20 protein-coding genes are annotated in these 22,381 nt (G+C 67.1%); 11 read left to right on the top strand and 9 right to left on the bottom strand.

The genetic code is table 11. The annotated features are described in order from the left end of the window. Positions 1 to 17 precede the first annotated feature (17 nt). Positions 18 to 4,292 carry an FtsK/SpoIIIE domain-containing protein gene (locus tag AWB94_RS07370; RefSeq protein ID WP_036439631.1) on the top strand — a complete coding sequence of 1,425 codons (4,275 nt, stop codon included), beginning with the start codon at positions 18 to 20 and terminating at the stop codon, positions 4,290 to 4,292. A 77-nt stretch (positions 4,293 to 4,369) separates the two neighbouring features. On the opposite strand, the gene AWB94_RS07365 is transcribed toward AWB94_RS07370, so the two are convergent. Next, on the bottom strand, positions 4,370 to 5,173 hold the full coding sequence (locus AWB94_RS07365) for an HNH endonuclease family protein (RefSeq protein ID WP_036439633.1): 804 nt from the start codon (positions 5,171 to 5,173) through the stop codon (positions 4,370 to 4,372). Positions 5,174 to 5,827: 654 nt separating this feature from the next. Between AWB94_RS07365 and AWB94_RS07360 the strand changes: the two genes are divergently transcribed. The 7 genes from AWB94_RS07360 to AWB94_RS07330 all read left to right on the top strand — a co-directional run bounded on the left by AWB94_RS07360 (position 5,828) and on the right by AWB94_RS07330 (position 9,915). Continuing rightward, positions 5,828 to 6,706, top strand: coding sequence for a hypothetical protein (locus AWB94_RS07360; protein WP_230022551.1), 879 nt, complete (start codon positions 5,828 to 5,830; stop codon positions 6,704 to 6,706). Then, complete coding sequence (locus tag AWB94_RS07355) at positions 6,703 to 6,981, top strand: hypothetical protein (RefSeq protein ID WP_036439635.1); 279 nt, start codon at positions 6,703 to 6,705, stop codon at positions 6,979 to 6,981. The genes AWB94_RS07360 and AWB94_RS07355 overlap by 4 nt, the downstream gene beginning before the upstream one ends. After that, positions 6,981 to 7,178: a hypothetical protein gene (locus AWB94_RS07350; protein ID WP_036439637.1), complete on the top strand. Its 198-nt coding sequence runs from the start codon at positions 6,981 to 6,983 to the stop codon at positions 7,176 to 7,178. The genes AWB94_RS07355 and AWB94_RS07350 overlap by 1 nt, the downstream gene beginning before the upstream one ends. A gap of 124 nt (positions 7,179 to 7,302) precedes the next feature. Then, entirely contained in the window at positions 7,303 to 7,749 is a 447-nt protein-coding gene (locus AWB94_RS07345; protein ID WP_036439639.1) for a macro domain-containing protein, read from the top strand. 193 nt (positions 7,750 to 7,942) lie between these two features. Further along, positions 7,943 to 8,611, top strand: coding sequence for a hypothetical protein (locus AWB94_RS07340; RefSeq protein WP_230022549.1), 669 nt, complete (start codon positions 7,943 to 7,945; stop codon positions 8,609 to 8,611). Between the two features lie 231 nt (positions 8,612 to 8,842). Further along, positions 8,843 to 9,397 (top strand): hypothetical protein, encoded by a 555-nt coding sequence (locus AWB94_RS07335; RefSeq protein WP_062656864.1) that lies wholly within the window; start codon positions 8,843 to 8,845, stop codon positions 9,395 to 9,397. Positions 9,398 to 9,633: 236 nt separating this feature from the next. Continuing rightward, on the top strand, positions 9,634 to 9,915 hold the full coding sequence (locus tag AWB94_RS07330) for a hypothetical protein (RefSeq protein WP_036372443.1): 282 nt from the start codon (positions 9,634 to 9,636) through the stop codon (positions 9,913 to 9,915). A gap of 23 nt (positions 9,916 to 9,938) precedes the next feature. Here the strand turns inward: AWB94_RS07330 and AWB94_RS07325 are convergent, their stop codons facing one another. The 8 genes from AWB94_RS07325 to AWB94_RS07290 all read right to left on the bottom strand — a co-directional run bounded on the left by AWB94_RS07325 (position 9,939) and on the right by AWB94_RS07290 (position 17,777). After that, entirely contained in the window at positions 9,939 to 10,637 is a 699-nt protein-coding gene (locus AWB94_RS07325; protein ID WP_062656863.1) for a hypothetical protein, read from the bottom strand. After that, positions 10,637 to 11,626 (bottom strand): DNA-binding protein WhiA, encoded by a 990-nt coding sequence (whiA, locus tag AWB94_RS07320; protein WP_036372448.1) that lies wholly within the window; start codon positions 11,624 to 11,626, stop codon positions 10,637 to 10,639. The genes AWB94_RS07325 and whiA overlap by 1 nt, the downstream gene beginning before the upstream one ends. A gap of 15 nt (positions 11,627 to 11,641) precedes the next feature. After that, a complete protein-coding gene (locus tag AWB94_RS07315; protein ID WP_036372449.1) occupies positions 11,642 to 12,277 on the bottom strand; it encodes a hypothetical protein in 636 nt (211 codons plus the stop codon). A gap of 80 nt (positions 12,278 to 12,357) precedes the next feature. Next, positions 12,358 to 14,292 (bottom strand): DEAD/DEAH box helicase, encoded by a 1,935-nt coding sequence (locus AWB94_RS07310; RefSeq protein WP_062656871.1) that lies wholly within the window; start codon positions 14,290 to 14,292, stop codon positions 12,358 to 12,360. Then, positions 14,289 to 15,053 (bottom strand): hypothetical protein, encoded by a 765-nt coding sequence (locus AWB94_RS07305; RefSeq protein WP_064961298.1) that lies wholly within the window; start codon positions 15,051 to 15,053, stop codon positions 14,289 to 14,291. The genes AWB94_RS07310 and AWB94_RS07305 overlap by 4 nt, the downstream gene beginning before the upstream one ends. Before the next feature lie 5 nt (positions 15,054 to 15,058). Next, positions 15,059 to 15,847, bottom strand: coding sequence for a hypothetical protein (locus tag AWB94_RS07300; protein WP_062656861.1), 789 nt, complete (start codon positions 15,845 to 15,847; stop codon positions 15,059 to 15,061). Then, positions 15,844 to 17,178: an E3 binding domain-containing protein gene (locus AWB94_RS07295; RefSeq protein ID WP_085122408.1), complete on the bottom strand. Its 1,335-nt coding sequence runs from the start codon at positions 17,176 to 17,178 to the stop codon at positions 15,844 to 15,846. Before AWB94_RS07295 ends, AWB94_RS07300 begins: the two co-directional genes overlap by 4 nt. An 86-nt stretch (positions 17,179 to 17,264) precedes the next feature. Continuing rightward, the gene (locus AWB94_RS07290) at positions 17,265 to 17,777 is read right to left on the bottom strand and encodes a hypothetical protein (RefSeq protein WP_230022543.1); all 513 of its coding nucleotides are present in this window, start codon (positions 17,775 to 17,777) and stop codon (positions 17,265 to 17,267) included. A gap of 585 nt (positions 17,778 to 18,362) precedes the next feature. Here AWB94_RS07290 and AWB94_RS07285 point away from each other — a divergent pair. Genes AWB94_RS07285 through AWB94_RS07275 form a run of 3 tightly spaced genes read left to right on the top strand, consistent with a single transcriptional unit; the run spans position 18,363 to position 22,357 of the window. Further along, entirely contained in the window at positions 18,363 to 21,134 is a 2,772-nt protein-coding gene (locus AWB94_RS07285; protein WP_062656859.1) for a DNA polymerase, read from the top strand. Between the two features lie 43 nt (positions 21,135 to 21,177). Further along, positions 21,178 to 21,588 (top strand): hypothetical protein, encoded by a 411-nt coding sequence (locus AWB94_RS07280; protein ID WP_062656858.1) that lies wholly within the window; start codon positions 21,178 to 21,180, stop codon positions 21,586 to 21,588. Beyond that, a complete protein-coding gene (locus AWB94_RS07275) occupies positions 21,575 to 22,357 on the top strand; it encodes a hypothetical protein (RefSeq protein ID WP_062656857.1) in 783 nt (260 codons plus the stop codon). Before AWB94_RS07280 ends, AWB94_RS07275 begins: the two co-directional genes overlap by 14 nt. The last annotated feature ends 24 nt before the right edge of the window (positions 22,358 to 22,381 follow it).

The following is a 22,381-nucleotide window of genomic DNA, read 5'->3' as shown; positions in this document are numbered from 1 at the left end:
CTGAAAGGACTCATCTGATGTTTTCGATTTTCCGGGCGCCGCCCCGGCCGGCGGTGTCGCTGGCGCCGACCGGTGTGCAGATCAAAGAACCGCTGGCCGCGCCGCAGCCGGACCGCCGGCCGTTGTGGATGAAGGCGTTGCCGTTCGTGATGATCCTGGCGATGCTCGGCATGTTCGTCATGTTCGCGCTTCTGGGCGCCCGCGCGCTCACCTCGATGCTGTTCACGATGCCGATGATGTTGATGATGCTGGTCATGATGCTCACGCAGATGCGCGGGCAGAATTCCACCAACAACGACATCGAGCAGGAGATCGAAGAGTACGACCTGGAGCTGCGGGAGCAGCGCGCCGAGGTCTACGAGCAGGGCCGGGCAATGCACGATCTGCGTACCGCCTGTTTCCCGCATCCGGGGGATCTTCTGTCACTGGTGGGCACCGACGACATGTGGCAGGCCGACCCGAACCCGGAAATCGGCAGAGTGGTTGCCCCCGAAGACGAAACCGACCCCGACGTCCGGAATCTGACGTCCAACCCGTATCTGCGGGCGCGAATCGGCATCGGGATGGCGCCGCTGTATCCGAAGCTGATCCCCGCTCCCGATGTGGTTCCCGAAATGCTGGAACCCACCACGATGGTGCGCTACGAGCGGGCGATGCAGACGCTGTCGGTGGTGGCCAACCTGCCGATCGACGTCCGCCTCAACGAGTTCCCGGCCTATGCGCTGCGCGGCGAGGAATCCGCCGACCGCGGTGGTCTGGTCCGGGCAATGCTGATGTCATTGGCGTTCAACCACAAGCCAAGCGACCTGAACATCGGGGTGGTCACCGAGGATCCGCAGGAGTGGGAATGGTTGAAGTGGCTGGCCCACAACGAGGATGTGACCAAAGTCGAGAAGGGACTGGGCGCGCGGCAGCTGAGTTGGCGCAGCCTCGATGAGTTCGCGGTACGCCATGCCGCCCAGATCGAGCGGATGCGGGACCCCGCCGAGGGCGCCAAGCCCCCGCATCTGCTGCTGATCATTGACACCCCCAACGCGGTCGTGTCATGGCCGGCGAACATGGCCGGCGGTGTGACGGGAATGACCTGGCTGGTGGTTCGGTACGGCACCGATCTGGTCTCTGATCTCAAGAGCCGCATCCTGCTGCGCGACGGTCGGGTCTCCACGGTGGAGGACTTCGATGCCGCTGCAGCCGATTCGGTGTCGGTCGTCGCAGCGGAGACGTTCGCCCGGGCGATGTACATGTTCCGGCCGCGCAACTACGGTGTCGGCGGCGCGGTGGTCGATGACACACCTGAGCACATCGCGGACTTCTTCGAGGCGCTGCAGATCGGTGACATCGAGACTCACGACGTCATCGAGGTCTGGAAGCGCAACGCCTTCACTGATGAGATCAAAGTGCCGTTCGGCTATCAGCGTGCCGGGGATGTGCTGACCCCGGAGCTGAGCTACGTGAACTTCTATGAGGAGAACCGCAGCGGCAACGGTCCCCACGGCGCCGTGGCTGGGCGCACCGGTTCGGGTAAGTCGTATTTCCTGCGCGCCATCGTGCTGGCGCTGGTGGCCATCTACGGTCCGGACAAGGTGGCGCTGATCCTGGCCGACTTCAAAGGTGGTGCGACGTTCCTGGGGATGGAGAACCTGCCACACACGGTGGCGTCGATCTCCAATCTGGAGAACGCCATGGAGCTGGTGGACCGGCTCGGCGCGGTGATCAACGGTGAGGTGGACCGTCGCGAAGAGTTCATCACGACCCAGAGGCGGTGCAAGGACATCTTCGAGTATCGCGAACAGCAGCAGAAGCACCCCAACGATCCGGACTGGCCTTCACTGCCTGATCTGATCGTCATCATCGACGAGTTCGGCGAATTTCTCAAAGACCGGCCGGGCTACCTCGAGCTGCTGACCCGCGTCGGTCGCGTCGGCCGCTCGCTGGGCATGCACCTGGTGATGTGCAGCCAGTTCATCGACAAGTCGGTGCTCGGTGATCTTTTCGAACACCTGAGCTTCCGGTACTCGCTTTCGGTCAACTCCCCGCAGCACTCGATCGCGATGATCGGCACCGACGCAGCGGCCACGATGGTCGGCGGCAAGCTCAAAGGCAAGATCCTGCGCAAGTTTTCCTCCGACCACGGCCCAGTGGAAGTGGCCGCGTTCCACCACGAAGCTCCCTACATCCGGCGCACCGTGATCGAACGGGCCCGGACCGTCAACGACAGCCACGACGTGGTGGCGGATCCGGTGGTTCCGTTCACGCTGTTCACCGAGCGCGGCTTCACCCCCGTGATCGAGGGCGAGGTAGTCGAGACGCGTGAGGAGCAGCTGGGCGAGAAGATGGCCGATGTGCTCCTGGAGAAGGTGTCGCGGCTGCGTGACATGCGGACTCTGGATCTGTGGAAGCCTTCACTGCGGGAACCGCTGAGCCTTCCGACGCTGGGTGGACTGCAGCGCCAGCAGCAGGGGCTGCGTATCCGTATCGGCGACCTCGACGCCCCCGAGAAGCACACCCGCCTTCCGTGGATGATCGACTTCGGTGGCAGCGTGGCGCATCAGGTGATCGCCGGGGCCGGCAAGTCCGGGCGCACCACGCTGCTGCAGACGCTGGTGATCTGCGGCTGTGTTCAGCACGGCCCGTCGCGGCTGGCGTTCATGCTGGCGGACTACGGCACCGGCAAACTGGGGGAGGTCCGCAACAGCCCGAACGTGGCGGCATACGCTCGTCCCGGTGACGGCGAAACGGTGGCGCGGATCCTTGGCGAATCGCAGCGGCTGATCGATCTGCGCCGCGAGGTCATGGTGGACCGCGAAGTCCCGTCCATGGACGCGTATCTGGCGTCCAAAGATCAGGACCCGGTGCCTGGCGATCCGTACGGCTACGTGATTGTTGCCATCGACGGCATCGGCGAGTTCCTCGGCGAGGATCGCCAGGAACGGGCCAAGCTGCTGCGCCCGATTCTCGACGGCGGTGGCGCGGTCGGGGTGCATCTGGTCTACACCGCCGACTCACAGGGCTCGGCCAACGCCGGCAACGTGACGCATTACTCGGTGGAGGTCAAAGGCGGAGTGCAGCTCCCCTCAACCGATTACTCCGGCGCCAAGGTGCCGCCGGAGGTGCGCATGACACTGGCCGACCGTATCCCGCTGGATCAGCCGGGGCGGTCGTTCGATGCGGCCACTTCGCTGCAGGCGCGCACGGTTGTCCCGATCAACCGGGCGATCGAGCCGGACCGCGAGGACAAAGGCATGCCGGTGTTCGATGTGGTCGATCACGGTGAGGAGATCCGCATGCTGTGCGGGGACCTCGCAGCCGTTTACGCCGAGGAGAAGGTGCCCGCGGTGCTGCCGGCGGATGCGGTGATCGATTACGAGACGATCTGGTCGGTGTTCGAGCCGATGGTCGATTTCGGTCGGCATCCGGCACGCACCATCATGCCGTTGGGTAGCCGCATGGACACCTTGGCCTTGGCGCCGGTGCCGAATTTCTCTCAGAACCTGCTGGTGTACGGAGAGAAGGAGTCGGGCAAGAGCAATGTGCTGCGCTCGGTCATGGAATCCGTGATGCGTCAGTTCGCTCCCAAGGATGCGGTGATCATCGTCATCGATCCCCTGCGTCAGATGCTCGGCGAACGCGACCGCCTCTACGAGCGCGGGTACATGCAACGCGCCAAGTTCGTCGACAAGGTGGATTCCAGCGGCGCAACGGTTCTCGACGCCGACGGTAAGCCGGTGCAGGTGCGCAAGCGTCCGCCCGGGTATGTCGCCAGCCGCGAGGACATTGATGCAGTCGCCGAGATGCTGGTGCGGTTGATGGTTTCGCGCCGTCCCGGTGACGACGCGACCTCCGATCAGCTGCGCAACCGGACGTACTTCACCGGTCCGGAGGTCTACGTGTTCATCGACAACTTCGCCTCCATCGCCAGCGGCTACGCGGCCAAGACGGCGTTCGACGAAGTGGAGGTCGGCGGAGAATCGGTGAGCAGGCTGCTGGCGACCGGCACCGATCTCGGTGTTCACTTCATCCTCTCGGACGGCACCGGGTTCGCCGATCGGGTGAAAGCCTCGGCACTGCTGCTCGCGCTGCGGGAGTCGCTGATGGCGCCGATCCTGCAGCTGGCCGGCGCTCCGGCCTCGGGTCTGCCCGTCGCGCAGGCATTTCACCTCAAACCGGCACGGTGGCGCGCCGGTCAGGGCCGCCTGATTGTGGACGCCGAAGACCACGTGATGGTGCAGACCGCACACATTGATGTCGATGCGGTCGCCGCCCGGTTCAACGACGTGCCCGCGGCGGGATAGGGATCCACGCCACCCGCAAAGACTCAGCGCCCGTCCCGGAGTCCGGGGCGGGCGCTGATCGTTGTGGTCTCAGAAACTCAGCACTGACCGTGAAAGCGCTCCATCACAGCTTTCTCCGGGGCCGTGACGCTGAGGCGGTATTTGTTCTTCACCATGACCTGACGTTTGACGTAGGTGCACTGGAACGCGGGGTTGGGCGGCAGCCACTCGTCAGCTGCTTTGGCACCCTTGCCCATGTTGGCTGGCCCGTCGACCGCCAAGAGGTTGAGCGGGTCGTTGGCGATCTGCTTGAGCGCGGGCAGGTCCCACGTCCACGCCCCGGACACCCAGCTGTTGGCCAGGGCCACGATGTGATCGACCTGTACCGCCGCTGAGGTGTCTTTCCCGCGCATGAAGCCGATGATCTCCGCGGTGTAGGGATCGACCAATGTTCCAGAGGCGACCTTGCACCCGTCGAGTGTGGTCACCGCGGTCAAGTCGCGGGCGAGGATGTCGTTCCTCGTGTCGCAGTTGTTATTCCCGCCCTCGACATCGACGTCATCGGTCCACGCCTGACCGAACCGTACGCGGGCGTAGCCGTTCATGGATGCCTGCGGGGCGACCACGAGGGTGGACGGGTCGGGGCTGGGGGTACTTGTTCCGCCTAAAGCCATCGGCGCGCCGGCGGAGCCGGGCGGAACTGCGTTGCCGGCCGGTTCCTGTTCATCTCCACTGCCTGCGATCCATTCGCGGGTTGCTGAGATGGCCGGCCCGATCACCGGAACCGCAGTGCCGGCCAGTGATCCGAGCAGCACGACGGCGGTCACGACCATGATCAACCCGATCAACGCCAGCTGCAGCAGGGTAGAGACGATGCCGGAGGTCTTATTCGTTGTTCCCATGGCCGCGCAGTGTGGCCGCCGCTGCCGTTGCGGCCCTTCCGCGGCGCGACAGCGGCCGCGCTCGGGAACTGTCACGTCCCCGTCATTCGGCATCCAGCCGCGGCACCGTTTTCGGGTCGTGCGCGCAGCACGTTCGCCGGGCGGCCGCTCCCCGGTGGTGGGTCTGTATACCGCCGGGGATGCCCGTCTGCGCATTCGGAAGCGTCACCGGGGCACGGCGGTGAGCTGCTTGTATGCGCTGTACGGCGGCACTGATAGCGATTTTGAGGACTACTTTGAGGCACTGATTTAGTACGGTTTTGAGTGCCTGTTTGAGCGAAGTTCTGAGTGCCGGTTGGAGCGCGGGTTGGAGCATCGCGGCGCCGGCAGGTGTCGGGCCCGTACGCACGCACGTTGGCGACGCAAGGCCCGGTGACGGAGCCCGGCGGGAACCGGTCGGTGGATAGCGGCTCGTGTGGGGTGCTCTTGAGCTCGCTTTTGACTGCTGCACACCGTGTGAGGGCGCCGGCGCGGGGGCAGTCGCGCCGCAGACCCGCGGCGGTCCCGCGCCGGTCCTAGATTGCGCGCACCGCGGGCACACGAGCACCGCGGCGTCGGCGGTCTCGCGCAGTGCAGCCGCCGCACACTCCGCAGCAACCGAAAGGTGGTCCGGCGATGACAGCCGTGATCGACAACAAGGCGTTCGTCAAAGGTCTGTCAGCAGCGAAAGTGATGGCCTTCGCCGGCAAGGACGACCCCACGCACGCCGCCGTGCTGCTCGGCACCGCACGCGTGGAGACAGCCGAGGTCGGCTCACAGAACTCGTTGGCGTTCCTCGCTTCTGACGGCATCAGTCCGGGACAGGCGATATTCGAATGCGACGGCGACCTGCCGCTGGTGAAGTTCTCACTCGACCAGGCCAACCAGTTGCTGTCGGCGGCCCGGGGTGCGGCTTCCGCCGTGAAGAAAAAGGACAAGGAGGCCTCCACCGAGGTGGAGCTGTCGGTGGTCGATGAGGGATCGACGCTGCTGATGCGCACCCTGACCGACGGCGCACTGGGCGAGGCGGACTCCCGCCACTACATCCCGCTGCAGGATGCCGACGACTTCCCGATCCGTTCGGTGCTCAAGACGTTGCAGGCCAAAGGTGCCCGCGAGATTCTGGGTGCGCGCGGCGCTGGGGACGATATGAGCAATGCCCCGCTCAAGGTGGGGAAGGTGCAGGCGTTCACCGCCGAGACCATCAAGAAAGTCGGTGCGATCGCGGCGGTCTTCAAGGAGCCCGTGGAGATCTACACCCGCGCGCATCCGGCCTCGATCGTGACCGTCACATGTGCGGGTGTGTTCCGCGCGGTGCTTGCGGCGCACGCCTACCACCCGGATCTCGACGTCGAGGACCCCGAGGTCGCGGTGGCCACCACGCTCGGGGACAGCGGCGGAGCAGGCGCTGGCGCGGACCTCGCCGACGACGAGGACGAGGGACCGACCGTCGGTGCGACCGGGGGTGAGGGCGGCACAGATGGCGACGCGCTGTCCGAGAACGGCGCGGCGTGAGTATCACCGCGCTGCAGCATGCGTTGGACCAGTACAGCGTCGCTTGCTGGTTTGACCGGCTCCCCAGCCATGAGCGGTTCTGGGAGAACCGTACCGGCCACGAGGCGGTGCGATTGCAGGCGAGGGACCGAGCGATCGCCGCGGGCGCCAGCACGGACCAGCTGACAGACTGCGACCGCTACGCCGCCGAACTGATCGCCGATCACCGGTCACCGCTGGGGCTGGCCGGGCGCTCCTGGGATCAGTTCACCGCGGACCAGAGGGCACAGCTGTGATGGGCCTGGACGTCAATGCCACCAGTGTCGGCGACCGGATCCGCGACGACCGGGGCAAGGTGCTCACCGTGCACGAGATCCGGCCGGCTGACACACGCGACGATCCGTCCGCCGGACCGATTGTCTGCGCCGAGTTCGACCACGGACACGGCGTATGCATCGACGCTGCGACCGCACACCGCTACGAACCGGCCTGACCGGTGCGTCCCCGTCGCGGTGTCACGTCCTGATCCGCGGCCGGCTACCACCCCCCGCACACATCAACCACTGCTGGCCTCAACGTCGAAACTTCGAACGTTGCATAGACACTAAGGACCGCACATGAGCTTCACCCATGAGATCGGCGACCTCTTCGCCCACCCGGCTGAGGCCATCGCGCACGGCGTCAACTGCAAAGGCGTCGCCGGTGCTGGCGTGGCAGCTGTGATGAAGTTGCAACACCCCAACGCAATTCACCAGTACCAGGTACTCGCCCGGCGCGGTGACTTACCGCCGGGCGGAGCGATGATCTGCACGCAAGGGCCGGGGGACAAGACGATTATCCACTGCGCCAGCCAGGATCATCCCGGGCCCAACGCGACCGAGGAGTGGCTGCGGTCGTCACTGACTGTTGGCCTGGAACTGGCTGTCGGGCACGGCATCCGGTCGGTGGCGGTTCCGCTGATAGGCGGAGGTATCGGTGGACTGGACCCCGCAAGGGCGGTCGCGATCATCCGCGAGGTGTCCGAGGAGTCACCGGTGGCCGTGACGCTGGTGACGCTGGCCTAGTCGCCGCGACACGCCGAAGCGCAGCCTGTTGCATGCGCCGTTGCTTGTCGGGGATGCCGAGTACAACTTCACCCATCCGGTGCGGGTGAGTTCCGCAGCCTGTGAGCGGGGAAGCTCACCGGTTACGCATCCGCACCGGATCAGCAACAGCAACTGAAACAGCAACAGCAACAGCAACAGAAACGAGACTGACATGACCGCCCCCGCTCCCGTCGCACCCGCCCCGGTCCCCGTGGCTGCTCCCGCTCCCGTGGCCGCTCCCGCTCCGGTTGCCGCTCCCGCTCCCGCTCCCGTGGCGGCTCCGGCTCCGGTTGCCGCTCCCGCGCCGGCCGCGCAGTTCCCGGTCGCACAGGCCCCGGTCGCACAGTTCCCGGTGGCCCAGCCCGCCGCAGCGCCCGTCGCCCAGGCGCCGGTCGCCAACGGGAATCTGGTCCCGTCGGCGGCGCCGGCCATCGGCACCATCCCGACCGGCTCCGGCGGAGGCATCCCCGACGAGCACTTCAACAAGCCGATTCTGTTCCGCTTGCTGTCCCTCGCCTCCCGCGCCAGCAAGTACGAGAAGGTCGACGTGCTCGCCCCGACGGTCGACTACATCGTGCTCGACCCGGCCACCGGCACCTTCGAGCAGGTGCAGAACGTGACCATCATGCAGAAGAACATCCGCAACGAGCTGGTTACCTGCTTCCAGCGCGGTGAGAGCGCGGTGACCGGTGTCGCCATTCAGGTGCCCGGTTCCAACGACAACGCCGCCAAGGTGCTGCGCGCCCTCGACGACACCAACTCGGGCTACGGTGCGCAGCAGGCGACCGCCTACCTGCGCGACGCGGCGATCACTCAGTTCGGTTGGTGGACCGCCGGCTGAGCGCTCCAGCGTCAGACTGCCCAACAACGGCCCGCACCGGTAACGGTGTGGGCCGTTGTGCTGTGCGGCTTGTGTTTCGCGCCGCCGTGGTGAAGTCGCCATGTGGAGCGAGGATTGACGAGCGAGCGCCATCGGTGCATGCAGTGATGCCGATAGTGTTGCGTGCCGCGACTCGTGCCTCGGCGTTCTAGCATCCCGGGGATCATCCGCCAAGGAAAGGCACACCCGACCATGAGCGCTCCGCAGAGCCCCACCTACTTCCGACCGGTCAATGCTGACACCGGAGAACTGACCCTGGCGGTGTACTTCACCGCACCGCTGTTCGATCTGCTGAGCGCCTACGAGAACGACCCCAACAAGCAGACCGATGAGCTGGCCGCCGACGTCCGAGACGAGCTGGACCGCCGCGGAATCCCCATCCGTCCCACCATCGCTCACGGCCGTCTGCGCATCCTGCAGGAGACCGAGCCCGACGAGTTTGGTTTCAAGCGCAAGCCGATGGTGCACTCCACCGTGATCGCCTACCTGACCGATGCCGAGCCTGACGATCCGCGGCTGGCCGAGCTGGCGGCAGGATTCCGGGGTGAGCGTCTCGGGGCCACGGTCAGCTTCGAGATCCCCACGACCGACAGCGAAGCCGCTGCCGCCGAACGTGCGCGTGCCGAAGCCGAGGCTGCCAGCCAGTACCGGGCCCGGGCAGATACCGAACGCGCGGCTGCCGCCGAGAAAGATGCGCGCACCGCAGCCGATCCGTTCGCCGACGATATGAGCGACCTGTTCGATTGAATACGTCACTTGGACAACCCATCCAGCGACAGTGGCCGCACTCCCGACCAGATCGCTGCTGACACACTGCTGCACCGGGCCCAGGAACTGGAACGGGCCGGTCGCAACAATGAGGCTCAGGATCTTCGCGCGTCGGTGCGCCGGCTGCGGACACCGCCGCCATCACGGTCATCCATGACCAGGACGTGACACCGCGGCGCATGGCGACCACAACACCATCGAAAGAGAGAGCACCCATGCGGCTGTCGAAAGCCCGAATCGAACGCCTTGCGCTGGCAGCGGCGATGTCAGCCGGCGCCGGCGGTGCCGCCACCACAGTCGTACCGGGTCTGCACCACTGGCCGCCGAGCGCGGTAGCCGCGGCCGTCGCAGTGGCGGTGGCCGCCGCCGGGGCGCTGCGCAAGCTGCTCACCGTCGCTTTGGTCGCCGTGGCGTCGACCGTGGTGATCGTCGCAGCTGACGCCGCACTCGGCGGCAAGCTCCGCAGCATGCTCGACATCAGCTCCCTGCTGGGCTGACGGCACACGCACCGCGGAACAAGTCAGTGTGCGCCCACCGCGCCCGGCAAGCGGATGCAGTCACCGAGAAGCCGCCGCGTCGATGCTGGAGCGCCCATTGTCAGTAGCAGATCCCCGACTGCGCGTAACTTGCGCACCTGCACAAGCTCCACGGTGTGCGCGTCGGCCGCAATCTGGCCCCGGTGCGCGGTAATGCCGCAGCGCCGCAGATAGGCAACAAGCCAGCGTGCCGTGGATGGTCCGGGGCACGCCAACGACACTCGCATGCGGACGTCACTGCGACCGTCATCGGCGGCGGTCACGCTGACCTGCCCGCGGGCCAGAAACGCCGCGCGTAGAACCGCTGCGCCCTCGGAGTAGGTGCAGGTGTTCGGATCCAGGTTCAGATCTGGGATCGTCTTGCCGGCGGCGTCCAAGAGACCGACCCGGCGCGCCAGGTACGCCCCGCCGCGCACCACCTGTACGCGCGACAGGTGGGAACCGGCCACCACCACCGCTGTCCCGTGGAGACCGTGCAGGGCAACGATTTCCCCGCGCAAGCGGACTGCGGCGGTGTGGGTCCCGAACACCGCGGTCACTGCGGTGAGGCCGGACCACGACTGCACGCCGCCGCCGAAGCGCAACATCGCCGATGTCTCGGCGTGGCGGGCCGCCAGCGGTACAGTCGAGTTGATCGGCACGGCTGCCAACTCGTTGGCGACCATCCGCGTGACCGCACTCATCAGGGCGCCCCGGCCGTGACCAGGTTGATGTCCTTGAGGCATCCCCGCGCCGGCGCGTCGGTATCGGCGCTCACTTTGTCGGCCAGCGCCAGGAGTCGGCGCAACCGTCCGGCCACCGCGTCCTTGGTCATTGGCGGGTCGGCCAGCTGGCCAAGCTCTTCCAATGAGGCGGTGCGGTGACTGGTGCGCAACCGGCCGGTGTAGATGAGATGCTGCGGCGCGTCGGGACCGAGCACCTGCAGCGCTGCTAGCACACGGTCGACGGTGACAGCCGCGGCCCGCGCCGAGCGGCGCATGTTTGCCTCGTCGAGATTGGCCATCCGCGCTGCGGTCGCGTACATCTCGCGCTGGCTGACCCGGCGCTCCCAGCTGATGCGAGCCTCGTTGGCACCGACGAGGGTGAGCATCCGACCGATGTCGCCCTCATCGCGCAGCGTCACATGCGACATGCCGCGGGATTCGCGGACCAGGGGCTGCAACCCGATCCGGCGGGCACAGCTGGCCAGGGCGTAGGCGGCCTCGGGGCTGGGGCATGTGATGTCCAGTGCGGTGTTGCGGCCGGGGCTGTGCAAGGTTCCGGCAGCCAGGATGGCGCCACGCCATACAGCGATGACCTCGCTGATCGAGCCGCCGACCACCGCCGGGGCGAGCCCGGCCACCAGCCGCCCACGCCGGTCGACCATGCCGCACTGGTGTGCCAGCAGCGTTCCACCGTCTTCAACGCGGACGCGGTAGAACGCGGAGCGGCGCAGCCCGCTCCCGCTGTGCATGGTGACACCAGCGAGGTGGCCGTGCACAGCTGCAATCTCGCGGCGCAGGTGGCGGGCCAGTGCGCTTGTGGTGGTGACGGCTTCGACGACGAGACCGTCGCGGGCGACGCGCAGGTCAGCGGACAGCCGCAGAATGGCGGCAAGCTGAGCGGCGCGGCTGCCCGGCAAAGTGACCGGTACGCGGGCCAGCTCGTCATGGAGTTCACTCGTCAGAGACATATCGGACTCCTTCTGCTAGGCCACGGACCGGCTGAGCCGGCCGTTGGAGGTGAGGGGGAGGTCGACGCGAGCGCGCCCTGTGACAGCAGAGTGTGCGGGCGTTATCGGTGTCGGGGGCATCGGTGCAATCGGGTATTCCGGCATGCGTGCAGCTGGGCTCGCACCGCTTTCGACCTCATCGAGTGAGCGCCACAGGGCGGTGTCGGCTTCCCGCGGCTCGGCGTGCAGGGCGACGCGGTGCGCGGCAATGGCACGTGCAAGTACCGCCGCGGCGGCGTTGCCGAGGTTGTCGGAGCGGTGCTGATGGTGCAGGTCCAGCGCGATCTGGCAGGACAGCATCACCGCCTCCGACGACGAGATCCTCTTGCGCATGGTGGTCAGGTCGTCGCTGCCGTCGGCCAGAAGTGCAGCGCGCGAACGCAGCTCGGTGTTGACTCCGCGAGCGGCGATCAGCACCTTCTGGGCGACCTGCGGATCGGTGCAGAACCCGTCCACGGTGTCACGCTGTATCCGCCAGCACAGGGCGTGCAGAGCATGTCGCAGTTCGGCGGCACTGCAACTGCGGATCCAGTCCAGGTCGGTGAGCTTGGCGCGGAATGCGTCCCCGCCGTTGTCACGCCGGGTGCGAGCAGGTTCTGGGAGTTCGGTCATGTGTCGGTCTTTCTGTGAGATGTCAGCGGGTCAGCGGTGAAAGGGGAAGCGGTACAGCGGTTGAGCGGTTGTGTAGTGGGTCAGGAAACAGCGTCGGCAGTGGGGAAGTGGGGGAACCAGTGATCGGCCTGGGCGAGCGCGAGCATGTCGGACAGGTCGCGGCGGTCCAGAGTGTCTGCGTCGGGAACACCGAGCGCGCGAGCCAGCGACACCTGTGCCGGGCTGGGTTCGCTTCGAGCGGCATCGCGCAGGGCGCCGGGAAACAGCGTCTGGGACAGTTTGTCGGCGCTGGCCAGGTCGAACCCCTGCAGGTAGCACCGCGGTCCTGGTTCGGCCCACTGCCCATCGACACCGATCCAGAACATGCGCCGCGCCGTGGTGTCGTAGAACCCGCACGCCCAGTCTTTGCCAGGCACCGTGCCCTGCACGCCGCGCATGTCGGCAAGGATCAACACACCTTTGGAGCCGTCGCTGTGATACACCGGGCGGACCATGCCGCGCGGGTGTGCGGTCCACCGGATCGTCGCGGTGCGCACCGACCACGTCGAATCAGTGTGCCGACGCTTTGGAAGGTCCTGCGGCACACCGGAGACCGGATCGAAGGTCCGCAGCGGGTCCACCCGGTGGGTGTCGCACTGGCAGCCGCACCGGCACAACCCGAATGCCAGCGTGCATTCACAGGTGCACGGCACCGAGGAAACTTCGGGTTCGATCGGTGACCCGCCGGTCGGCTCGTCACCGCAGGCGCACTGGCAGGCGCATCCCTGCCCGGTGCACGACAGCACACAGCTGGTGCCCGCGCACGGCTGGGCGCACCCACAACCCAGGCCCCGATCCGTTTCCTCGCGGACCTCAGCGTCGAGCCTGGTCTTGACGATCAGCCCGAGCGATCCGGCACCGACCAGATCGATCACGAGGGCGTTCTCTTTGACAGTGCCTTCTTCGAACGTGTGCGGCCGCAGCGCACGGCCCACGCACTGCACCAGGCGAGGCTGGCTGCGTGTGGGCCGCGCCAGTACGACGACCTCGCACCGGGGGAAGTCCGCGCCCTCGGTGAGCACATCGACGGTCACCAGAACCTGTGTGGCCCCGGCGCGGAACCGCCGGTAGATGCCTTCACGGGCGCGCACCGATGTCGGGCCCACCACCACTTCGGCGGTCAGCCCCTGGGCTACCAGCGACTGCGCGAGCTGCTCGCAGTGCAACATCGACGCGCCGAACACAATGGTGGAGCGACCCCCGGTGCGGGTGAGGACAGCTTCGACCGTCGCATTGAGCGTGGTGTCACGCAGCATTGCCTCTTCGGCGGATTCATCGGTGATCTCACCGCTACGGCCAGTCGTCAGCGTCGAGGAGTCCAGCCCGACATCGACGGTCACGCCTTCGGGACGAAGCAGGAAACCGTTCTCGATGGCCCATGCCAGATCTCGTTCGAACACCACCTCCTGCCACACCATCCGCAGCGGTGGTTCGCCTTTACCGGGATCGTTGCGTGTCATCGTCGCGGTGAACCCGGCCCGGCGCCCACCCATCGCGGCGAAGTGGTCGAGCACATTGCGGTAGGTGCGTGCCACGGCGTGATGGCATTCATCGACAATCACGAGGTCGCGCGTGCCCAGCCGCGTCAGTGCCGTGGCGCTCTGCAGGGACTGCACTGTCGCCGAGACGATCTGGGCATCCGCATCACCGCGGTGTGGGCCGCCGATCTTGGCCGGCACGGGACCGGACGGGTTGACGGCGCACACTGCATCGGCCATCTGCTCGATCAGCTCGTTGCGGTGTGCCACCAGCAGCACCCGTCCACCGAGCACGACATCGCGACGGGTCAGCTCGGCGATCACAGTGGTCTTCCCCGACCCGGTGGGCAGGACAACGGCCGGACCGGGAACCCGGCGGCCGAACGCCTCCCACACCGCATCGGCGGCTTCGATCTGGTAGTGCCGCAGGGCCCGCGGGGTGGCCGCTGATGGGGGCGCCAGTGGATAATTCGACGGCACCTGCAGCGTGGAGGTCATGGGCGCCCCCACGATCCGCAGCTGAGCACGTAATCGCCGCCGGTGAGGTAGAGCCCGTCAGTCGCGGCGACCGTGAGGCCGCCGGGCGCGGACCGATCCACCGCCGCTGCAGCGGTGATGCCGCGACGGACGCCGAAGCGCGCAGCTGCGTGAGTGCCGGATCCGGCGGGCTCGACCACGGGGAGACCGCCGAGCGAGCGGACCAGTGAGGCGTACGCATCTCGAGCCATTTCCGGCGCCGACGCCGGCAATGTCCGCCGTACACCGTGCAGGCCATCCAACACTGCTCGCCGAACCTGGATCGTGCCCAGCAGGTAGGGCAGCAGCTCAGACTCCGATTCGACCAGCCCGTTGCGCAGCGCCTGACCAAACGTCAGCGGATCGGCCGTGGTCGGTCCCGTGTCGGGGTAGGCGACCGGACCAGCCGTGCGTACCGCCCAGCGTGCGGTGCCATCGGGCATCGCCAGGTTGGTGGCGATGTCGATGCTGCGGTAGTAGTCCTCGGTCGCGGTTGCCGCGTCGAAGGCCAGCCACAGCTGCTCGGCGCTGGCCAACGTCGTTGCACCGTCGGAGAACCCGAACTCGATGGCCGTCCCGGTGCTGGATTCGGCAGTACCGAATACAGCGGTGGGGTGGCCGTCGGAGCCGAACACCAGGTCGCCTGTACTCAGCGACGACAGCGCGACGAATCCGCGGGGAGTGGGTACCGCCGTGATGGTCGATCCGGAAGAGTCCGGGGCGCACACGGCGGCAGGTGCCATCGCGGTCACAGAACAGGTGCAGGCAGATGGTCCAGCCAGGCTGGCGGTTCACCGATAGCCACCGCGGCTGTCGCGACCGCCAACCGGATCCCGACTGAGCCGCGCAGCATCGGAGTGACGGTCCCTCCCCCGCGGGAAGTCCACGGGCAGACGACGGTCGCCAGATGATAGGCGGACAGCGACTGCCGCGTGTGCACGGTCAGAACCCGGCTGGTGTTGTGCTGGCGCACCAGGTGGTGCAGCAGCCGGAAGTCCGCGGCTTCGATGCGCAGGCACGTCAGCATGACCTCACCCCACCGCGGCCCGTACAGCTCCTCGAACACCGCGGCGCTGACAGCCAGGCGGCGCAGGCGCGAAATGATGCGGGTATCCGTGCAATCCGAGGAGCAGTTCCATTCCTCGTCGGCGTTGGTCAGCGTCAGGATCTCCAGCAGTGCGTTGGCCACCGTCAGATCCCGCGAGGTACCCAGTACGGCGCAGCGCAGGCACGTCACGCCACTGGTCGGGTGCTGATGGGGGTGCTCGATGTAGTCGACATGGCCGCGCTGGATACGCGCAGCAGTGCGCCGTGCCAGCGCGAGGGTGTAGTCGATGATGAGCTGCATGTCCAGGACGGTCTCGGTGACGGTCTCGGTCAAGCCGGCCAGTGCAAGCGGTCCCGGCTCGATGAGGGGAGCGATGCGGACCTGGACCATGCCGAGCGCGTTGTCGTCGCTGTCGGGCGGCGAGAGCTGCGGCGGCAGCTGGGGGAAGTGTGCGGTCATGTCGATGTCCGCCAGCGTCGGGATGCTCACAAGGCCACCGTCGCGATCGCGGAGACGGTGACCAGCAGAACGGCGCCGTCACCGGTGAGTTTGAGCGACGCGTTCAGCACGGCCAAGTTGGGCAGCACGTTCTGGGCCATTCCGACGAGGTCGTCGGTGGATTCGATGAGGAGCGCGTGACCGCCGCGCAGGTCGATCGGCACCTGCAGCTCCACACTGGCACCTGCCGGTGCGGGTGACGGGATCGGCGTCGCCCGCGGAGCGACGGTTTCGGTGACCGGAGCAGGAGCAGGCACCGGCGCCGGAACGGGAGCCGGTGCGGGAGCCGGAGCGGGACCAGGAGCCTCAGCGCTCGGGGCAACCGTTTCGGCCGCAGCGGCAGGTTCCGGTGCGGGGGCGACCGGAGCAACCGGGGCGACCGGAGCAACCGGGGCGACCGGAGCAACCGGGGCGACCGGAGCAACCGGGGCGACCGGAGCAACCGGAGCAACCGGGGCGGCCGGGGCAACCGAATTCGGCTGCGAGACAGGGCTCTCGGTCACCGCCACGGCCTCTGGAGCCGGTGCCGGTGCTGTGGCCGCCTCGGTGTGCGTGGGCTCCGGTGCAGCCGTCGCCTGGACGTCAGCGGCGCGTGCGGCGATCGCCGCCTCGACGTCGCGGCGAACGATGCGCCCACCACGGCTGGTGCCGGTGATCTGGGACAGGTCGATGTTGTGCCGCTTGGCGTAGGCGATGACGGTGTCCGAGGCGTTGGGGGCCGCCGCAGCTGCAGCTGCAGCTGCTTCGCCGGTGACGGGCGCAGGAGCGGCAGCGGGGACAGGAGCGGCAGCGGGGACAGGAGCGGTCGGTGCGACCGGGAGCGGGTGCGCACCGGGGACTACGCCGGCGACGACCTCGCCGACAAACACCTGCGGGGCAACCGGCAGGGCCACCGCGGGCGTGACCGGGGCGGGAGCCGGGACGGACGACACCGGCGGCGCGTCAGGGGATGCGGGCAAAGACACCGCGGGAGCCGCGGGAGCCGGTGTGCTGGCGGCGATCTCAGCCACCGGAGACAGGGCGGTGTCGTGGATCTGCGGCGCGACCGTCAGAGGTGTGCGATCCGGAGCAACCGGCGCAGGAATCGGTGCCGGTGCAGAGGCCGTGACCGGCGCCGGGACCGGAGCGGGGACAGACGCGGTCACCGGTGCGGCCAGTGCCACGGCAGGCACGACGGGAGCCGCCACTGCAGGCGCTACTGCGGGCGCGACGGGGGCCGCCACTACGGGCGCGATGGGAGCGATCGGCGTGACCGGCGCAAGTGCCGGCGGATGGGAGACGTCGGCCAGAGGAGGCGGGGCGACGGGGTGGACAGCGGTCATGGTGTACGGGCTCCTTGGGTTACTGGTGGGTGTGTCAGCGGTGAGAAAGCGGTAGAGCAGCGGTTTTTGAGCGGATGCGGCGGTGGTCAGCCGGTGTAGGTCAAGACGATCGACGGCTTTCCGACACTGACCATCTCGGCGTAAACATCGGGGTAGTTCTCCTCGAGGTCGGTGTAGGACAGTGAGCGCGACCCTGCCTTCGTCGCGACGGTGAAGCCGTCGTAGACGCCGGGGCGTCCGCCGGGGTGAGCAGTGTCGGCGACCGCTGCCAACAGCGCGGCCCGGATCTGCTTGAGCGTCTGCTTGCACGCGGCCTCAACGGTCGCCAGGGTCAGGCCCTGCTGCGCCGCTGTGCGCGACCTCGCGGCGACGGCCGTCACCAGCGCTGCCAGCTCACCGCCGGGATCAGCGGATGCGGCGAAGGCATCGGCCAGTGCCGCGGTATCCGGTACCGCGGATGGTGCGCTGGCGGGAACCTGGGCGACCGGTGCGTTCGAAGAGACAGCCGGGGAGTTCGACGCCATGTGAAACGGCGGCGGCGGCGGCAGCGTGACGGTCGGTGCGACCGTATTCAGCGGTGCCGCTGTGGTGAGAGTCATTGGTGCTCCTGTCGGGGTGTCAGCGGACGGTGCCGTCGGACCGGGGGCGCGTCCGCGGCTGCGTGAAAACTCATCAACATCCACGGTTACGACACCGGCATCTTGCGCCGTCGTTCAGAGGCTAATGCCATTACCGATGCACGTGCAACAGCACATGCATTGCGTTCTTTGTACCCCCGGCGTGCGACACCTTCGATCACTTCGCGCGTGAGCTGCGAAGAACGCCAGAACATGTTGAGGATAACGGGCGTAAACCCAGGCAAATGTCACTTCTTTCGGCGCCGCCGGAGAGGTGCGTCTGCGTGTGAGCGCCCGTGCGGCCTATCTAGCTGCGAAAATAGTTGACTGTCACGTCCTTGTATCGCTGGATTGCTGCGGCAACCAGCGCCTACGGTCACGGTGCCGGCGTCTAGGGTCCGCTACCGCGGCGCCAACCAGGTGCGGAGCGCGTACCTCGCTCGGGGTGTATCGCGTCCCGCGCACGAGCCGGCTGAGCAACATGCATCGGCGTGCATCAATCGCGTGCATTCCGCGTGTCGTGCACAACCAACCGTCGACGTCGGTGCCCGGTGTTTAACTGCCGCGGTGTCCGTCGAACCCGCCGTTCCCACCGTGAATCTGCCCCGCGTCAACGCCGCGCAGTTTCAGCTCTTCGACTACAGCGTGTTCGCGTTCCTGGTGACCGACGACGATGCAATGGCCCGCTGGATCGATCACCTTTGCTCGGCTGCTCCCGGCACGGTGGCCGCGGACATCGAGACGCGGGGCCTCGACGCGAACAAGTTCTCCATCACCTGCGTATCTGTCGCATTCCAGCTCGGCGCCGACACCGTGGCGCTGCTGCTGGACCCCTTGCGGCGGTCGCATCATCGCAAGCTGCTGGCCCGAGTATTCGATCACGCCGCCCGCCTGGTGTTTCACGGTGCCAGCTTCGACATCGCACCCCTCTACGCGCACCGGTTGATGACGCGCGAACATATCCGCAAGCTCGGCGACACGCTGGTTGCCTCGCGGATGGTCGACACCAACGCGAAAGCTGGTCGTGCGCTGGAAGACCTGGCGACGGTGTTTCAGCTTCTCGACGACAGCCGCATCACCATGGACAAGGTCTTCGACGCGCGCGGGTTGAAGAAGGCCGATGGCTGGTGGAGCACCGACATCGACACGCCCACCTACGCCATGGGCGCAATGAGTGACACCGTGGCCACCCTGCGTCTGTGGGGTGAGCCGGGTGTGCACGGCCACGGGATCATGGCCCACGCCGCGCGATACCTCACGACGGCACAAGCCGGTTTCGGTGGCAAAGGCCGACTCAACTCCGCCGACGCCGAACAGCTGGTAGAAGACATCCAGCGCGTCAATGCCATTGTGCTGGAACGCAGTGCACGCGGCTACGCCGTCGACACCGAATTTCCTCAGCGCTACCGCGAGCAGACCGAAGCCACGGCCATCGCAGCCGCGCACACGCTCAAACAGGCGGGCATCCGTGCGGGCAACGGACGCGACTTGGTGAATGTGCTGGCCGCCCGCGGCGAGATCGACGCCACCATCTGGCCCCGCACCGACACCGGTCAGCTTAAGTCCGACAAGGAAGCGCTCAAGCACATCACCGACGAAGACTCCGTCCTGCACTCGGAGCTAGCCACAGCCCACCGCATCGTGGCCAACAGCGAGAAGGTGCGCGGCTACGTCGATAAAGTGGTCGCCAACGCCCCCCCGACCGGACGACTGCACCCCGAGATCAAGATTCTGGGCGCCAGCGCCACCGGGCGCATGTGCCTGCCCACCGACCAGCGGCTGCTCACTCGCCGCGGCATCATCGGCGCCGACGACATCCGGGAAGGCGACCACACCCTCGACCACCTGGGCCAGTGGGTGAAAGTCCGTGCGGTGCACCGCTACACCGAAGCGCCGATCGACAGGCACACCCTCAGCGACGGTACACAGCTGTCATCGACACCTGAGCACCGCTGGCTGTTGCACCCGCCCCGCGGATCACTGGTGTTGGCCCCGATGGACGCCGCCGGCGCCCACCACGGAGTGCAGCTGCGCCCTGATACCACCGCACCCGCGGCGTTGGCCCACCACGTCAACCCGGCGGCCTGTCCGGCATGCGATCACGCCTACCGCTTCGGCGAAGTCATCTCGGTGGAAGGCCGGGCCGAATCTCTTCTGCGCCGGGCTGGTTTCACGCCGATACTGGCCGCTGTCGGCGCAGCGGCGGTGCCGTGTGTCGATCCCCACCCCACGGCAGCATGGCTCTACGCTGCGGGGGAGCCGGAAGCGGCGCCACTGCTGGAGGTTCTGTCGTTCGACCTGACCCACTGCTACGCGTTCCTGTGTGGGATCACCAGCCATGTCGGTCCCGATGATCATGACGTTCCCGTGCGCGTTCCGGGCGGAGCATTCCTGGATGCGGTGAAGCTGGCGGCATACCGCCTCGGCATTTCGATCGGGGTCACGGCGGATCAGGAGAGCTGGATGGTGCGCATGAGCACACCCTCCCCGGCGACGCGCACATCCACCGAGTCCATCGCACGTGATGACGTCTGGTGCGTGACAACGACTTCTGGGACGTTCACAGCGTGGGGAGCGCACGGCCCGTACCTGACCGGAAACTCTGCCAGCAAGCCTGAGATTCAGCAGTTCCCCTCCGAAGCGCGTGGTGTGATCCTGGCCGACCCGGGTGCACAGTGGATCTCGGCGGACTGGAAGTCGATTGAACCGGTAGTGCTGGCCACAGCGTCAGGGGACCGCGGGTTCCTGGCAGATATGCGCGCCGGCAAAGATCCGTACGAGCCGGTCGGCGTCATGGCCGGCATCGACCGCAAGATGGCAAAACGCAAGATGCTGGCCGACATGTACAGCCAGGGACACAAGGCAGCGGCGCTGCAGTTCGGCTGGACGCTGGAGCGTGCGAAAGAGGTCGCCTCGGCGATCCGCAACAGCCTGCCGATCCTGTACGCACTCATCGACGCGCTCAAAAAGCAGTCCGAATACACCGGGTCGGTGACCACACTGAGCGGCCGTGTCGTCGACCAGCGGTTCCGCTTCTGGGAGAACGGCCAGATGATGCAGGACATCGCCAAACGCATTGCGCCCAACCACTTCTGTCAGGGATCAGCGCTGGACGTGATGCACTACTCGATTCTGGAGCTGGATCGCCGCGGCTTGTCCGACCATGTGCATCTGTGGATGCACGACGAAATCGTGGCCGACGCTGAGATCCAGCAGGAGCTGATCGAGGTCATGTCCACACCTCCGCCGTTCCTGGAGGCCGTTGCGCAGCAGTACGGCATGGAGGCGTTCCTGGCCGTCGACGTCAACCCGCTGGGGTCTCGGTGGCAGTACGTGTGATGCACCCGCCGGCAAACCGATCAACGGAGACGAGGAGCTGAACATGCAATACATCCTGGACGCCGAGAATCACGTGAAGCAGCTGCAGGAGCTGCAGCTGCGGTGGGCGGATTCGAGCCCGGAAGCCACCGCCGCGCTGGAGCGTGCGCGCACCGCCGCAGTGCTGCGGGTGCTGTCCCGACTGGGCGCCGCTGCTGACGTGCAGCACGACATACGGGTCTGGGTGCAGGAACGTTGGACAGTCGACCGCGAGCGTGCCGCTGAATTCTATGTGGAGGCAGATGAGTCCGGCTGGTTGGACGCCGTGACCTGCGGCGACGGAGAGCACAAAAGCGCACTCGAGACTGCGCTCATCCTGCTGGAAGAACTGTGGCTCGATGTCGTGCTCGAGACAGCCACGTGGGCGCAGCGAGTGCTGGCGTCACGCAGGGGGGACAACGATGCTCGGGTGTGACCCACTCACCGCACTGCTGGGTGCTGGCCTGGATCCACGGTCACCGCAGGTGGTGTGGAAGCGCTACCTTCGGGCCCTGGCCGAATACGGTGCCGCCGTGCGGATGCTGGGCCCAGATGTGATGCTCGCCGACGGTATCGACCCGGTAAGTGCGTCCGCATTGGTCGAGCTGGCGAAGCGTTACCCGCCGGGGGAGCCCATGCCGGTCGAATCGGCCGGCGTGCTGGCGGCGATGGGCCAGCTCGACGTGACCGGAGAGCGGATCAATGCTCGAGTCGCGGCGTACTTCCGCCATATCACCAAGGTCGTTGGAAAGGAACTGGCGGAGCCGCTGTTGAGCAGCGGGGCGATCACGGCCTCGGCGGGAATCCATGTTGCGGGTTCGCATCTGGTCGCGGTGATGGTGCACGACGCCGAGCAGTTGACACTGTGGCGCACGTGGGCCACTCAGGTCAGTGGCGACCTGCGCGAGATGCACACCGCGCCAACCCTGGTCCTGTCCACGATGCCCGGGGGAGGCATCTATCTGTTCCGTACACCGGCGACTGCCGGTCCGGACAAGGGTGCCGATACACGGTTCGAACCCCTACCGGAGCTGCAGATGATGGTCGGGGGCTGCCTGGTCACCGCCGGTGACGTCACGGTGCCGATCCCGCCGACACGGATGTTCGGTCATCACGTGATGCGGTTGGGCTCCTGCCGCGCATTGCCCGCCTGGCTGGAGTCGATGCTGCGCACTCACGGCGCGCCGGCCGAAACCGCGGCGTAGGGCCGCACGGACGCAGCGCAAACC

The organism is Mycolicibacterium canariasense, assembly GCF_002101555.1.
Lineage (GTDB): Bacteria > Actinomycetota > Actinomycetes > Mycobacteriales > Mycobacteriaceae > Mycobacterium > Mycobacterium canariasense.
The sequence above is the reverse complement of the archived record's forward strand: the minus strand, read 5'-3'. Positions and strand labels throughout refer to the sequence as shown.